The organism is Arthrobacter sp. NicSoilB4 (assembly GCF_019977335.1).
GTDB lineage: Bacteria > Actinomycetota > Actinomycetes > Actinomycetales > Micrococcaceae > Arthrobacter.
The window spans coordinates 2902762-2915709 of the sequence record NZ_AP024653.1 but is presented as its reverse complement, the minus strand read 5'-3'; the positions used below and the strand labels follow the sequence as shown (position 1 = coordinate 2915709).

Below are 12948 nucleotides of genomic sequence, written 5' to 3'. Positions count from 1 at the left end.
CCTCGGGCGCCCTCTGCGACCCCGACGGCGGCAACCTCGGTGGGCGTCGTGGGCGGTCAGACCAGCAATCCCGCCATGACCTCCGCCACGGAACCCGCCCGGGCCTGCTGCCAGCCCGCACCGGCCCAGAGGTTCAGCCGCTCCGCGTCCCCGGCCGCAGCCGCCGCCGCGCGCAGGGGCGCCGTGAGGTGGTGCACCGCGGGGTAGGACTCCGGGGCATCGGGGTGGTCAAGGACGAACTCGTTGACGAGCGCCCGTGCCGGCCGACCGGTGAAAGCCAGCGTGAGCCGGGTCTCCGTGAACCGCGGGCTGGCGAGGGCATCCTTGTGCAGTTGCCGGGCGCCGCTCTCGTCGGTGCGGAGGAACGCGGTGCCCAGCTGGGCAGCCTGGGCCCCCGCGGCCAGGACGGCCTCCAGCCCCGCCCGGTCCATCACGCCGCCGGCAGCCACCAGGGGGAGTCCGACGGCGGACCGCACCAGGGCGACCAGCTCCGCCGTCGTGCCTGGCCGGCCGTCATGGTGCCCGGCGGCGCCCGGCTGGAAGGCGGCACTGTGGCCGCCGGCGCCCGCATGCTGCACCACCAGCGCGTCGACGCCCTGCCCGGCGGCCTCCAGGGCCTCGGCAACGGTAGTCACAGTGGCGAGCACCGTGGAGCCCGCCCGCTGCAGCGACCGGACAACATCGGGGCCGGGCAGCCCGAAGGCAAAACTGACCAGTTCTACCGGGTCGGCCAGCAGGGCGGCGATCTTGCCGTGCCAGTGGTCGTCGTCGTCCAGCCGCAACGGCGGGACGTCCGCGCCGTACCGCAGCGCATCCGGCCGCAGGCTGGCGCGGTATTCCTCCAGCTGGTGCCGCAGGGCAGCGGAAGGTGGCAGTTGCGCGGGGTCGGGAACGAAGAGGTTCATGCCGAACCGTGTCCCCGCGGCACGGGCGCTGCGGATCTCCGCCTGCATGGCTGCCACGCTCTTGTAGCCCGCGGCCAGGAACCCCAGCCCGCCGGCGTCATGCACGGCCTTCACGAACGCCGGGGTGGAAGTCCCGCCAGCCATCGGGGCGGCAATGATGCGGGTACCGAAGATGTCGTGCGACATGCTCACTCCTGTGCGTGATTCAGTAGGCTGTTCCGGTGACCCATTCTGACATCCCGCCGGCGGCGGACACCGTTCCCCCCACTGCTCCTGCGACCGGCGCCGTCATAGGCCTCGATATCGGCGGGACCAAGACCCGCGGCGTCCGTTTCGAGGACGGCGCCGTGGTGGCCGACGAATCGGTAGGCAGCTCGAACGTCCAAAACGTCACCCGAGCGGAGGCGGCACTGCACCTCGCCGAGCTCTTTGGCAGGATCGGCGGCGGAACCGTCGCCCAGGTCTATGCCGGAGCAGGCGGCATCGATACCGACGCCGACGCCGAGGCGCTCGCCGCGCTGATCGCGCCGCACGTGCCGGGCGCCCGGATCACCGTGGTCCACGATTCGCGGCTTCTGCTGGCCGCGGGAGGTGCGAGCACCGGGGTGGCTGTCATCGGGGGCACCGGATCGGCTGCCTGGGGGCGGAACAGCCTCGGGGAGGAGGCCCGCGCCGGCGGCTGGGGGTATCTCCTGGGCGACGAGGGCAGCGGGTACTGGCTGGGCCGGGAAGCCGTCCGGCACAGCCTGCGCCGGATGAATCAGGGGCTGGAACCGGACGAACTGACCACCGCGCTGCTGGCCTCCTGCGGTGTTGACGACCCCAACAAGCTGATCGCGCTCTTCCATTCACCGGACACCGGACGCCGGTACTGGGCCGACAAGGCCCGGCTCGTGGTCGACGCTGCCGCCGCCGGACACACTGCGAGCCAGGAACTCGTGGACCAGGCCGGCCGTGACCTGGCCGGGCTCGCAGAGCAGACGGTCAGGCAACTCGGTATCGACGGCCCGGTGATCCTGGGCAGCGGACTGGGCATGAACGTTCCGCGGCTGCAGGAATCCTTCCGCACCGCCCTGGCCGCCGCGGGGATCACCGACGTGCGGATCCTGGAGCAGGATCCCGTCTTCGGTGTCCTCCAGCTCGTGGCCGAGCAGGGCTGACGCGGCCTCCGGACTACGCCACCGTCCGGCCACTACCCTTGAGGGATGAGCCTGAACTTTGACACCCGTCCCGCTGCCTACGCGGTCATCATCCGCGACGGCGCCCTTCTGTTGGCGTACTGGAAGCAGGGCGGCAAGGAGGGCTGGACCCTGCCGGGCGGCGGCCTGGACCTGGGCGAGCACCCGGTTGACGGGTGCCGCCGGGAAATCCACGAGGAAACCGGGTACCACGCCGAGGTCGGCACCATGCTGGGGGTCGACGTCGGGCACTGGCCGGCGGAAATCCGGATCGACGGCGGTGAACGGGACTTCCAGTCCCTCAGGCTGATCTACGAGGCGACCATCACCGGCGGAGAACTGCGGCACGAGGTGAATGGCAGCACGACGCACGCGGCCTGGATCCCGCTGGCTGAAATCGACGGGCTGAACAAGGTCTCGCTCGTCGACGTGGCGCTCCGGCTCTATCGGGAGAGGCCGTTCGACGGCAATCTTTCCTGACAGGTTCCCTGGCCAGATCCCTAGCCAGGCCGGCCGGGTCCCGCTATTCTGAGGAAGCTGCCGGGGGATGCCCCCGGCGGAACCGGCACCCAACAACCGGGTGGAGCACGGATAACGGGGAGGTGGAGACGATGACTGCAACAGTCCTGGGCGCACTGCGCGCCAACATCAGCCACGTCATTATTCCTGCCCCGGCCATCAGCACCGACTAGCCCAACCGCTGCCAGGTTCCACCCGCAGCGCGGCACGTGCACCGGGGCCCATCAAAGGGTTTTCGTTGACTACTTTTCTTGCACGTCAAGGCGCTTCCGGCGCCACCCACACCAGCTCCAACAACCTTCCCGAGGGTCCAGCCGGCTACGGTTTCACCGCCTCCGTAGCGGAGCGCTTCGCGGCCCACGCCGTGCCGGGCGGCACCGGCGCGGGCAGGGTCATCCGTGTGGACCGCAACCTGGTCCTGGTTGCGGCGCACGATTCGATCCTCCACCTGCCTTATCCCAGCACCGGGGAGATGCCGGCCACGGGGGACTGGGTCTGGCTGGGATCCAATAACGCGGGGGAGCCCGCCATCACGGGGATTCTGCCGCGCCACTCCGAGCTGAGCCGCAAACGCGCCTTCGAATCCTCGTCGGAGTCGCAGGTACTCGGTGCCAACATGGACATCGTCGGCGTCGTGGTGCCCGTGGACCGGCCCCTCACCCACAACCGGCTCGAACGCACCCTGGTCGCGGCCTGGGACTCGGGCGCCACGCCCCTCGTCATCATCACCAAAGCGGACCTCGCAGACGTTGCGGATGACGTTGTCGGCAAGGTGATTCTGCAGGCTGCCGGCGTCGCGGTGGTCACCACCTCCGCGGAACAAGGCGACGGCCTCGAAGAGCTGCTGGGCCATCTTCCGCCCGGTGGCACCCTCGTGCTGCTGGGGCCCTCGGGTGCCGGCAAATCCACGCTCATCAACGCCCTCGTCGGCGTCGACGTGCAGGAAACCGGGGCAGTGCGGGCCGGCGACGGAAAAGGCAAACACACCACCACGTCACGCGAACTCGTGCCCCTGCCGGACGGCGCCTTGCTGATGGACACCCCGGGCGTGCGCGGTTTCGGGCTGTTCGACGCTGATAGCGGCATGGCGGACATGTTCGGCGACCTCGAGGATCTCTTCGGGCAGTGCCGGTTCTCGGACTGTGCGCACGGCAGCGAACCCGGCTGCGCCGTGCAGGCCGCGATCGCGGACGGAACCTTGGATGACCGCCGCTGGGCCAGCTACCTGAAACTCCAGCGCGAACTCGCCGCCCTGGCCCGCCGGCACGATTCGGCAGCCCGCCGCGCCTACGCGCGGGAATGGCACCAGAAAATATCGGCCGGCGGCAAGAGCCAGCGCGCGGCTGAACGCGATAACCACGAGGCGGCCGAACAGCAGCGGGCGAAGCGTGGCAGCAAGGGCCGGGGCGGGGGTTCAGAAGGCGGCCGGCGGGCCCACTGACCGGGCGGAGCGCCGAGAAACAACGCGGGGTCACTTACGGCCGATTACGACCCCTCGAATGGGCGCTAGGTGACCCCCCGTTGCATAGTTGACGCTCCCTGTCAGGTGGCGGAAGGGTGCCGCGTCGGAAGTTGTTCCGGGGCGGCGCCCATCCATCTTCGGCGGGGCACCGAATAGCTACGTCAGCCACAGTGCCCTTGACAATGTCCCTGACTTTGTCAGCTGCGCTGGTTAGGCTGGGTTCTACGTGCTTTACAGCCAAAAATCGGCGTGTCTATGATCAGTTGGCTGGACTGTCCGATGTTGCCTCCAACAGTTAGGTATGCCCGGAATGGCTGAAGCCATGATCGAGTTCCAGAGCGTCACCAAGCAGTACCAGAGCGGGCAGGCTGCGGTGGATGGACTGACCATGTCCATCGACAAGGGGGCCATCACGGTCTTCGTCGGGCCGTCGGGCTGCGGCAAGACCACGTCCTTGCGGATGATCAACCGCATGGTTGAGCCGACGTCCGGGACCATCACCGTCGCCGGCGAGGACGTCACCTCGGTGCCGGCGGCTAAGCTGCGCCGCTCCATGGGCTATGTGATGCAGTCCTCCGGACTGATGCCGCACCGTTCCGTGCTGGACAACATCGCCACCGTGCCCCGGCTCAACGGCGTCTCCAAGGCCGAGGCGCGCAAGCGCGCGCAAGAGCTGCTCGACGTCGTCGGGCTGGCGTCCGGACTGGGTAAACGGTACCCCTCACAGCTTTCCGGCGGCCAGCAGCAGCGCGTCGGAGTGGCACGCGCTCTCGCCGCGGACCCTCCCGTGCTGCTCATGGATGAGCCCTTCAGCGCCGTTGACCCCGTGGTCCGCGACGAACTGCAGCGGGAACTTCTCCGGCTCCAGCGGGACCTGGCCAAGACCATCGTTTTCGTCACCCACGACATTGACGAGGCCACCATCCTGGGGGACAAGGTGGCAGTCTTCGGCCTCGGCGGAAAACTCGCCCAGTACGCCACGCCGGAGGAAATTCTGCGCGCACCGGCCAACGACTTCGTGGCATCGTTCGTGGGCCGGGACCGCGGGTTCCGGCATCTGGGCTTCAGCCCGTCCGACGGCGTCACAGTGCACCCGGCGCGGACGATCACGCCGGCCGAACTTGAGCATGGCGGCAACGCCTCGGGCGAGTGGCAGCTGGTGGTCGATGACGGCCTTCGTCCCCTTGGCTGGGCGGGTCCGGGCAAGGGTTCCGCGACGGTTCCCGGCGGTTCCCTGTTCCGGAAGGGCGACACGCTACGCCGAGCCCTCGACGCGGCACTGTCTTCGCCTTCCGGGCTCGGTGTCGCAGTGGACGCGGACGGCCGGGTGGCCGGGGTCATCACGGCCGAAGAAGTCCTGGCCGTGATTGAGTCGGACCGCCATATTCGCCAGGGCGCGCTCTGATGGAATGGTTCCTGGCCAACAGCGCCCAGGTCTTCAGCCTCGCGGGCCAGCACCTCGTCCTGGCCATCCTGCCGATGATCTTCGGTGTGCTCATTGCCGTCCCGCTGGCGCAGCTCGCCCGGCAGAGCCGCGGGCTCCGGTCCGTGGTCCTGACGGCGTCCTCCCTGCTGTACACCATCCCGTCCCTGGCACTTTTCATCATCCTGCCGACCGTCCTCGGAACCAGGATCCTGGACCCTGTCAACGTCGTGGTGGCCCTGACGATCTACGCCGTCGCCCTGCTGGTGCGCGCCACCCTGGACGCTTTTGACTCGGTGGACGAGGACCTCCGGCAGGCCGCCGTGGCCATGGGGTTCAAGCCCTTCGCCCGCTTCCTGCAGATCGATCTGCCGCTGTCCCTGCCGGTGCTTTTCGCCGGGCTGCGCGTGGTCTCGGTCAGCAACATCTCGCTGGTCAGCGTCGCGGCCCTGCTGGGCATCGGCAACCTCGGCATGCTCTTTACTTCCGGGATGCAACGCGACTTCGTCACCGAAGTGGTGGTGGGAATTATTGCCATCCTTATCCTCGCGCTGCTGATGGACGCCGTCCTCGTCCTGCTGGAGCGGCTGCTGACCCCGTGGACCCGCGCTGCGGCGGCACCCGGCGGCGGCGGCGAATCAGCCGGCGGCCAGGACAGGGCAGGCACAGCTGCCGGTGCGTTGCGGTTCGCGCGTCCCAAGACCGGAGGGGGAAACGCATGAGCAACGTCGTCACTGAGACTTTCGCGTGGCTCGCCGATCCCGCGAACTGGTCCGGCAGCGCCGGAATCCCGGCACGCATCGCCGAGCATCTGTTCTACACGAGCCTGGTGATGGTGATCGCCACGGCCATCGCCGTCCCCATCGGGCTCTACGTCGGGCACACAGGCCGCGGCCGGGTGGCCGCGGTGGCCGTCGCCGGCGCCCTCCGCGCCCTGCCGACCCTCGGTCTGCTCACGCTGTTCGTCCTGCTGGCCGGCATCGGGCTCATGCCGCCGATCTGGGCCCTCGTGATCCTGACCGTTCCGCCGCTGCTGGCCGGCACGTACGCCGGCATCGCCAGCGTGGACCGGAACGTCGTCGACGCCGCGCGGGCCATGGGCATGACCGAGCTCCAAGTGCTCTTCCGCGCCGAGTTCCCCAACGCGCTGCCCGTCATGTACGGCGGGTTCCGCACCGGTGTGCTCCAGGCCATCGCCACTGTTTCCGTGGTGGCATACATCAACCTCGGCGGCCTCGGCAGGTACCTCTTCGACGGGCTGGTGCTCTCCGACTTCCCCCAGATGCTGGGCGGGTCCCTGCTCATCGCCGCCCTGGCCATCGCCGTCGACCTTGTCCTTGCCCTTATCCAGAGGCTGTTCCTGTCCCAGGGGGCCTCTTCCCAGCCAAACCGGAGCCAGCAGGCTGCGGTTGATCTCACAGACCCCGTACCCGCGGGGACTGTTGTTCAAGGAGGTACGTCATGAAGGAAACCCGCCAACGAGCACTTGGCAGGCGCGCATTCGGCGGCCTGGCCGTCGGCGTCGGCCTGGCCATGGCACTGTCCGCGTGTGGAGGCTCATCCGATCCGCTGTCCACGGCACCGGCAACGGGCGGAGCCACCTCCGGTTCCGGTTCGGCGCTGGTGATCGGTTCCGCCGATTTCCCGGAGAGCCAGATCATCGCAGAGGTCTACGCCGGGGCGCTCAACGGAGCCGGCGTTACCGCGAGCACCAAGCCGAACATCGGTTCGCGCGAGGTCTACTTCAAGGCCGTCCAGGACGGATCGGTGGACGTCATCCCCGACTACAGCGGAAACCTGCTGCTGCACGTCAGCAAGGACGCCACGGAAGTTTCGGCCGAGGACATCTACAAGGCCCTGCCGGGCAAGCTGCCGCAGGGACTGGCCGTGCTGGAGGCCTCCAAGGCCGAGGACAAGGACGCGATGGTCGTCACGAAAGCCACCGCTGAGAAGTACCAGTTGAAGTCGATCGAAGACCTGGCCAAGGTCTGCAGCGAAATCGTGGTGGGCGCACCGGCGACGTTCGCAGAACGCGCCTACGGCCTTCCGGGCCTCGAAAAGAACTACAACTGCGTGCCCAAGAAGCTGGAACCCTTCAGCGACGGCGGCGGTGCCGTCACTCTGAAGGCCCTGCTCTCCGACCAAGTCCAGGTCGCCGACATCTACACCACCACCCCGTCCATCGCGGACAACGACCTGGTGGTGCTGGAGGACCCGAAGAACAACTTCATCGCCCAGCAGGTCCTCCCGCTGTACAACACGGCCAAGATGACGGACAAGGCGAAGGAAGCCCTGAACGCCGTCTCCAAGGTCCTGACCACTGAGGACCTCATCAACCTCAACCGGGCCGTCAGCGGCAGCCAAAAGCAGAACCCCAAGGACGCTGCGGCGGCCTGGCTCAAGGACAAGGGCCTGGTCAAGTAAGACACCTCACGGCCTTCTGACCAGCGACGGCGGCTGCCGCGCTCCTCCCGTTCCGGGGGAGCGCGGCAGCCGCCGTCGCGCGTGTTCCGGCCTGTGACGGCGGCACGGCCCTGTGAGTCAGATCTCAGCGGAAGTACATCCTCCATATGGCATATTTGATGAATGGCAGATTTCAAGCAGTCCACCAAGCTTCATAATGTCCTTTACGACATCCGTGGACCGATCCTTCAGGCCGCCCAGCAGATGGAGGCGGAGGGTCACCGCATCCTCAAACTGAACATCGGAAACCCCGCCCCGTTCGGGTTTGAAGCGCCGGACGCGATCCTGGTGGACATGATCCGCCACCTGCCGCATGCCCAGGGCTACAGCGATTCCCGCGGCATTTTCTCCGCCCGCACCGCCGTCTCGCAGTACTACCAGACCCGCGGCATCCAGAACATCCACGTCGACGACATCTATCTCGGCAACGGCGTCAGCGAACTCATCACGATGTCCCTGATGGCCCTCCTGGACGACGGCGACGAGGTCCTGATCCCCACCCCGGACTATCCGCTGTGGACCGCCTCCGTGGCCCTCGCCGGCGGCCGGCCCGTGCACTACCTCTGTGACGAGGACTCGGGCTGGCAGCCGGACCTGGAGGACCTCGAAGCGAAGATCACGCCCCGCACCAAGGGCATCGTGGTGATCAACCCCAACAACCCCACCGGCGCCGTCTATCCCGAGGACACCCTCAAGAAGATTGTTGCCCTGGCCGAAAAGCACGGACTCGTCCTCTTCGCCGACGAGATCTACGAGAAGATCCTCTATGAGGACGCCGTCCACGTGAACATGGCCAGCCTGACCGGCGACCATGTCCTGTGCCTGACGTTCAGCGGCCTGTCCAAGGCCTACCGGGTGTGCGGCTACCGGGCCGGCTGGATGGCCATCTCCGGGCCGAAGAAGGACGCCGCGGACTACCTCGAGGGCATCAACCTGCTCGCGAACATGCGCCTGTGCGCCAATGTCCCAGCCCAGCACGCGATCCAGACGGCGCTCGGCGGCTACCAGAGCATCAACGACCTCATCCTGCCCGGCGGGCGCCTGCTCGAGCAGCGCAACAAGGCCTATGACATGCTCAACGCCCTGCCGGGGGTCAGCACCCAGCAGGCCCGGGGCGCCATGTACCTCTTCCCGAAGCTCGACCCCGAGGTCTACCACATCCGTGACGATGAGAAGTTCGTCCTGGACCTCCTGCGCGAGCAGAAGATCCTGGTCTCGCACGGCCGCGCCTTCAACTGGGTGCGCCCGGACCACTTCCGAATGGTCACCCTGCCGCTGGTGAAGGACCTTGAAGAGGCAATCAACCGCATGGGGGACTTCCTGAGCCGGTACAAGGGGAACTAGCCTAGGGCTCAGCAGCGCGGCTGGAGGAACATCCGGTCGAAGGGCTGCCCGAACCGGAAAGAGGCTTTGATGGCAGATTTCGTGGACTTCGACGAACACCCCTCCGAGATCCTGAAGGCAGGCAAGAAGTTCAGGCTCCGCGATGTCGACCCGGACTCCACTCCGGGCTACACCGGTGACAAGGATGCCGGAGAGACGCTGCTCGCCGAGCTCGACGGCAAGCTCACGCAGCTACAGGAGCAGCTCTTTGCGGAGTCCCGGACCGGTGGCAGGAAGCGCGTGCTGCTGGTCCTGCAGGCCATGGACACCGCGGGCAAGGGCGGCATCGTCAATCACGTGATGGGCCAGATGAATCCGCAGGGCGTGCAGCTGAAATCCTTCAAGGCACCCACGCCCGAAGAGCAGTCCTACGATTTCCTCTGGCGGATCGAAAAAGAAGTGCCCGCGGCCGGAATGGTGGGGGTCTTCGACCGTTCCCACTATGAGGACGTCCTGATCCACCGCGTGCATCGTTGGGCGGACGCCGAGGAACTGGAGCGCCGGTACCGGGCCATCAACGAATTCGAGGCCCGGCAGGCGGCCGCCGGAACGAAAGTCGTCAAGGTCATGCTGCACATCAGCCGGGACGAGCAGCGGGAACGGCTGCTGGCGCGGCTGGAAGATCCCGCGAAAAGGTGGAAATACAGCGGCAACGACCTCAAGGAACGTGCCTTTTGGGAAGATTACATGGACGCGTACCAGGCCGCTTTTGAACAGACGAGCTCCGAGCTCGCCCCCTGGCACATTGTCCCCGCCGACAAGAAGTGGTACGCCCGGATTGCCGTCCAGCAATTGCTGCTGGACGCGCTGGAGGGACTGGCGCTTGAGTGGCCCGTCCCGGAGCTCGACGTCGACATGGAATCTGAGCTGGTGCGGCGTTCCTAGCTGTCCGGCCTTCGCCGAGACCCTATAACTGGCTGCCCTGGCCGGCCTGGTCTCGTGCTGCGGCCAGGCGCTTGCGGGCACCCTCGAGCCACTCTTCGCAGCGTTTGGCCAGCGCCTCGCCGCGTTCCCAGAGTGCCAGGGACTCTTCCAGGCTCGCCCCGCCGGCCTCCAGACGGCTGACGACGCCGACGAGCTGCTCACGGGCCTCCTCGTAGCTCAGGCCCTCGATGTCGGGGTTGGACGTTGCTTCTGCTGCCATGGCGTGGTGCTCCTTGTTGTGTCCCGCAGGACGGATGGTTTGGGTTGCGGTGGCCGGCCGCGGCGCCGGGCCGGATGGCGGGTCACTCGTCGGCGGGTTCCTGGCCGCCGGTCGACTCCGCGGTGAACCGGCCACCTGCCACGCGGACGGTCAGCGAGGTGCCCGACGGCGCCTGGTCGGGGTGCCGCACGACGTCCCGGCGGACCCCGGGAGCCGGCCCGGCTCCGGCGAGCTGCACCACGGCGTATCCCCGGTCCAGGGTCTTCTGCGGCGAAAGGGCGCGGACCTGGGCCTTGAGGTGGACGAGTTGGTCGGCGGCCCGTACGACGGCGGTGGTGACCGCCGCCTGGGACCGGCCCTTGAGCCGTTCGACGTCGTCGTGCCGGGTGCTGACCATAACTTCGGGGGATGCCAGTACGGGGCGGGAGCGCAGGGAGTCCAGGCGGTCGGTTTCACGGTCCACCAGCCGGACAGCGCCACGCCGCAGCTGGTCCCGGGCCTGGCGCACGCGGGCGAGCTCTTCCACGACGTCCGGGACGATCCGCTTGGCGGCGTCGGTCGGGGTGGAGGCGCGCAGGTCCGCAACATCGTCCAGGATCGGCCGGTCCGCCTCATGGCCGATCGCGCTCACCACCGGGGTGGAAGCCGCGGACACGGCCCGGATGAGTTCCTCGTTGCTGAACGGCAGCAGATCCTCCAAGGCGCCGCCGCCGCGGGCGATGACAATGACGTCCACGTTGGGGTTCGCATCCAGCTCGCGCAATGCGGCGATCACTTGTGCGACGGCGGTGTTGCCCTGCACGGCCACCTCGCGGACTTCAAATTCGACGGCGGGCCAGCGCAGGGCCGCATTGCGGAGCACGTCCTTCTTGGCGTCCGAATCGCGGCCGGTGATCAGGCCGATCCGGTGGGGGAGCAGAGGCAGGCGCTTCTTGCGGGCGTCGGAGAACAGCCCTTCCGCGGCCAAGGCATGCCGCAGCCGTTCGATCCTGGCGAGCAGGTCCCCAAGGCCCACCGGCCGGATGTCCTTCACGGACATGTTCAGCCGGCCTGTCTTGAGCCAGAATTCGGCCTTGATTAAGGCCACCACCCGGGAACCCTTTTCCAGCGGGATTTCCTGGCGGTCCAGGACCTTGGTCCAGGCGGAAGCCGGGAGGGAGATCTCGGCGTCGATGTCCCGCAGCGTCAGGTATGCGTTGGTGCCCCGCCGGTTCATTTCGATGACCTGGCCTTCGACCCAGGCGGACGGGGCGCGGTCGATGTGCATCTTGAGCTTTTGGGACAGCAGCTGCAGCGGCCAGGGGTTGTCCGGGCTGGTTTCCGCCGCGGTGGCAGGAACCGTTGTGGCAGCCGCGACGTCCTCAGACATGCCGGGACCCCGGGGCGGAGATGGCCTTGTGCATATGGTGGTTGTCCTTTGCCGGAGCGGGGCTGTCAGCAGGCACACCCCCGGCGACAGCGCGTCCGGCAGGGCTCCGGCAGACAACTCGAACTTGTCTGTTTCAACTCTATCCATAGCTCTACCATCGGGGCCCGACTTTATCGTTCCGCAGGCGGCCCCCGTAGGATGGCACTACCCATCAACCCCCTAGGATTCTCTGTGCGCACTTTTGTCTCGGCCGTAGCGGTCCTCGTCGGCCTTGTCCTGGCGGCTGCCGCGGTTCCGGCCATGTGGGTGGACCGGAACATTGTCCAGGAGGACGGTTTCGTGGCGTTCACCGCACCGCTCGGCAAGGACCCGGCATTCCAGGAGCGGCTGGCCGCGGCCTCCGTCGGAAGCCTCGCCGCGGACCGGATCCCGGCAGCGCTCACCGGACTGGTCACCCCCATTTTGGAGAGCGCCGCGCAGTCCCTGACCAGCATGCCCGGCTACCCCGACGCCTGGACCGAAACGCTTCGCAAAAGCCACCGGTTGAATTTCCCCGGCCCCGGGGCCGTCCCCGCCGAGGGCGCCACGGCGCTGACCCTGGACCTTGCGCCCCTGGTCGGTCTGGTGGCCAAGCAGGTGGCGGATGCCACGACTTTGCCGCTGGAGGCCCCCGACCAGCTGCTGATCACGATGGGACAGCCCGAGCACCGGCAGGTCCTGGACCGCGTGGCCGCTTTCGCGCCGATGGGCTACGCCGTGGCGGCCGGTGCGCTGATCGCCTTCGCCCTGGCCTTCGTGGCCGCCCGGCGGCGCTGGGCAGTACTGGCCGGTATCGGTCTCGGAACCCTCCTGCTGGCGGGCGCCTGGACGCTGGCCGCAGACGCCGCAGGGCGCGCGGTGACGGCAACGAGCAGCGGCAATGAAGTCGCGGAGATCTTCAAGAGCGAGTTTGTTGTGGCCGCCGGTTCGAGTTTCGGGCAGTGGGTCCTGGCGGCCGCCATCGTGGGCGGCGTCCTGCTGGCGGCCGGGCTCGTCCTGCGCGTCGTCGGCGGGCGCCGCCGCGCCTGAGGCCCGGCCACGACGGCGGTCCGCTGAACACCGG

At 67.9% G+C, this 12948-nt stretch carries 13 protein-coding genes; 10 read left to right on the top strand and 3 right to left on the bottom strand.

Annotation, left to right across the window (positions count from 1 at the left end):
* Positions 1-56: 56 nt before the first annotated feature.
* Positions 57-1091: a nitronate monooxygenase gene (locus LDO13_RS13185; RefSeq protein WP_224047173.1), complete on the bottom strand. Its 1035-nt coding sequence runs from the start codon at positions 1089-1091 to the stop codon at positions 57-59.
* A gap of 50 nt (positions 1092-1141) precedes the next feature.
* On the opposite strand from LDO13_RS13185, the gene LDO13_RS13180 reads away from it, so the two are divergent.
* The 9 genes from LDO13_RS13180 to LDO13_RS13140 all read left to right on the top strand — a co-directional run bounded on the left by LDO13_RS13180 (position 1142) and on the right by LDO13_RS13140 (position 10218).
* Positions 1142-2065 carry a BadF/BadG/BcrA/BcrD ATPase family protein gene (locus tag LDO13_RS13180; protein WP_224049784.1) on the top strand — a complete coding sequence of 308 codons (924 nt, stop codon included), beginning with the start codon at positions 1142-1144 and terminating at the stop codon, positions 2063-2065.
* Positions 2066-2110: 45 nt separating this feature from the next.
* Positions 2111-2563 (top strand): NUDIX hydrolase, encoded by a 453-nt coding sequence (locus tag LDO13_RS13175; protein ID WP_224047172.1) that lies wholly within the window; start codon positions 2111-2113, stop codon positions 2561-2563.
* Between the two features lie 277 nt (positions 2564-2840).
* A complete protein-coding gene (gene rsgA, locus LDO13_RS13170) occupies positions 2841-4043 on the top strand; it encodes a ribosome small subunit-dependent GTPase A (protein ID WP_224047171.1) in 1203 nt (400 codons plus the stop codon).
* Between the two features lie 331 nt (positions 4044-4374).
* The gene (locus LDO13_RS13165; protein ID WP_275959832.1) at positions 4375-5469 is read left to right on the top strand and encodes an ABC transporter ATP-binding protein; all 1095 of its coding nucleotides are present in this window, start codon (positions 4375-4377) and stop codon (positions 5467-5469) included.
* Positions 5469-6209, top strand: coding sequence for an ABC transporter permease (locus LDO13_RS13160; RefSeq protein ID WP_224047170.1), 741 nt, complete (start codon positions 5469-5471; stop codon positions 6207-6209). Before LDO13_RS13165 ends, LDO13_RS13160 begins: the two co-directional genes overlap by 1 nt.
* Positions 6206-6952 (top strand): ABC transporter permease, encoded by a 747-nt coding sequence (locus LDO13_RS13155; protein ID WP_224047169.1) that lies wholly within the window; start codon positions 6206-6208, stop codon positions 6950-6952. The genes LDO13_RS13160 and LDO13_RS13155 overlap by 4 nt, the downstream gene beginning before the upstream one ends.
* A complete protein-coding gene (locus LDO13_RS13150) occupies positions 6949-7911 on the top strand; it encodes an ABC transporter substrate-binding protein (RefSeq protein ID WP_224047168.1) in 963 nt (320 codons plus the stop codon). Before LDO13_RS13155 ends, LDO13_RS13150 begins: the two co-directional genes overlap by 4 nt.
* Positions 7912-8073: 162 nt before the next feature.
* A complete protein-coding gene (locus LDO13_RS13145) occupies positions 8074-9294 on the top strand; it encodes a pyridoxal phosphate-dependent aminotransferase (protein ID WP_224047167.1) in 1221 nt (406 codons plus the stop codon).
* A 69-nt stretch (positions 9295-9363) separates the two neighbouring features.
* Entirely contained in the window at positions 9364-10218 is an 855-nt protein-coding gene (locus tag LDO13_RS13140; RefSeq protein WP_224047166.1) for a polyphosphate kinase 2 family protein, read from the top strand.
* A 22-nt stretch (positions 10219-10240) separates the two neighbouring features.
* On the opposite strand, the gene LDO13_RS13135 is transcribed toward LDO13_RS13140, so the two are convergent.
* Entirely contained in the window at positions 10241-10477 is a 237-nt protein-coding gene (locus LDO13_RS13135) for an exodeoxyribonuclease VII small subunit (protein WP_224047165.1), read from the bottom strand.
* A gap of 82 nt (positions 10478-10559) precedes the next feature.
* Positions 10560-11846 (bottom strand): exodeoxyribonuclease VII large subunit, encoded by a 1287-nt coding sequence (gene xseA / locus LDO13_RS13130; RefSeq protein ID WP_224047164.1) that lies wholly within the window; start codon positions 11844-11846, stop codon positions 10560-10562.
* A gap of 231 nt (positions 11847-12077) precedes the next feature.
* Between xseA and LDO13_RS13125 the strand changes: the two genes are divergently transcribed.
* Positions 12078-12914, top strand: a complete 837-nt coding sequence (locus LDO13_RS13125; RefSeq protein ID WP_224047163.1) for a hypothetical protein — start codon at positions 12078-12080, stop codon at positions 12912-12914.
* Positions 12915-12948 lie beyond the last annotated feature (34 nt).

Coding starts and splice junctions, on each gene's coding strand:
- LDO13_RS13175 (WP_224047172.1), top strand. CDS start 2,111: ATGAGCCTGAACTTTGACACCCGTCCCGCTGCCTACGCGGTCATCATC.
- LDO13_RS13155 (WP_224047169.1), top strand. CDS start 6,206: ATGAGCAACGTCGTCACTGAGACTTTCGCGTGGCTCGCCGATCCCGCG.
- LDO13_RS13185 (WP_224047173.1), bottom strand. CDS start 1,091: ATGTCGCACGACATCTTCGGTACCCGCATCATTGCCGCCCCGATGGCT.
- LDO13_RS13165 (WP_275959832.1), top strand. CDS start 4,375: ATGGCTGAAGCCATGATCGAGTTCCAGAGCGTCACCAAGCAGTACCAG.
- LDO13_RS13140 (WP_224047166.1), top strand. CDS start 9,364: ATGGCAGATTTCGTGGACTTCGACGAACACCCCTCCGAGATCCTGAAG.
- LDO13_RS13160 (WP_224047170.1), top strand. CDS start 5,469: ATGGAATGGTTCCTGGCCAACAGCGCCCAGGTCTTCAGCCTCGCGGGC.
- LDO13_RS13135 (WP_224047165.1), bottom strand. CDS start 10,477: ATGGCAGCAGAAGCAACGTCCAACCCCGACATCGAGGGCCTGAGCTAC.
- xseA (WP_224047164.1), bottom strand. CDS start 11,846: ATGTCTGAGGACGTCGCGGCTGCCACAACGGTTCCTGCCACCGCGGCG.
- LDO13_RS13145 (WP_224047167.1), top strand. CDS start 8,074: ATGGCAGATTTCAAGCAGTCCACCAAGCTTCATAATGTCCTTTACGAC.
- LDO13_RS13150 (WP_224047168.1), top strand. CDS start 6,949: ATGAAGGAAACCCGCCAACGAGCACTTGGCAGGCGCGCATTCGGCGGC.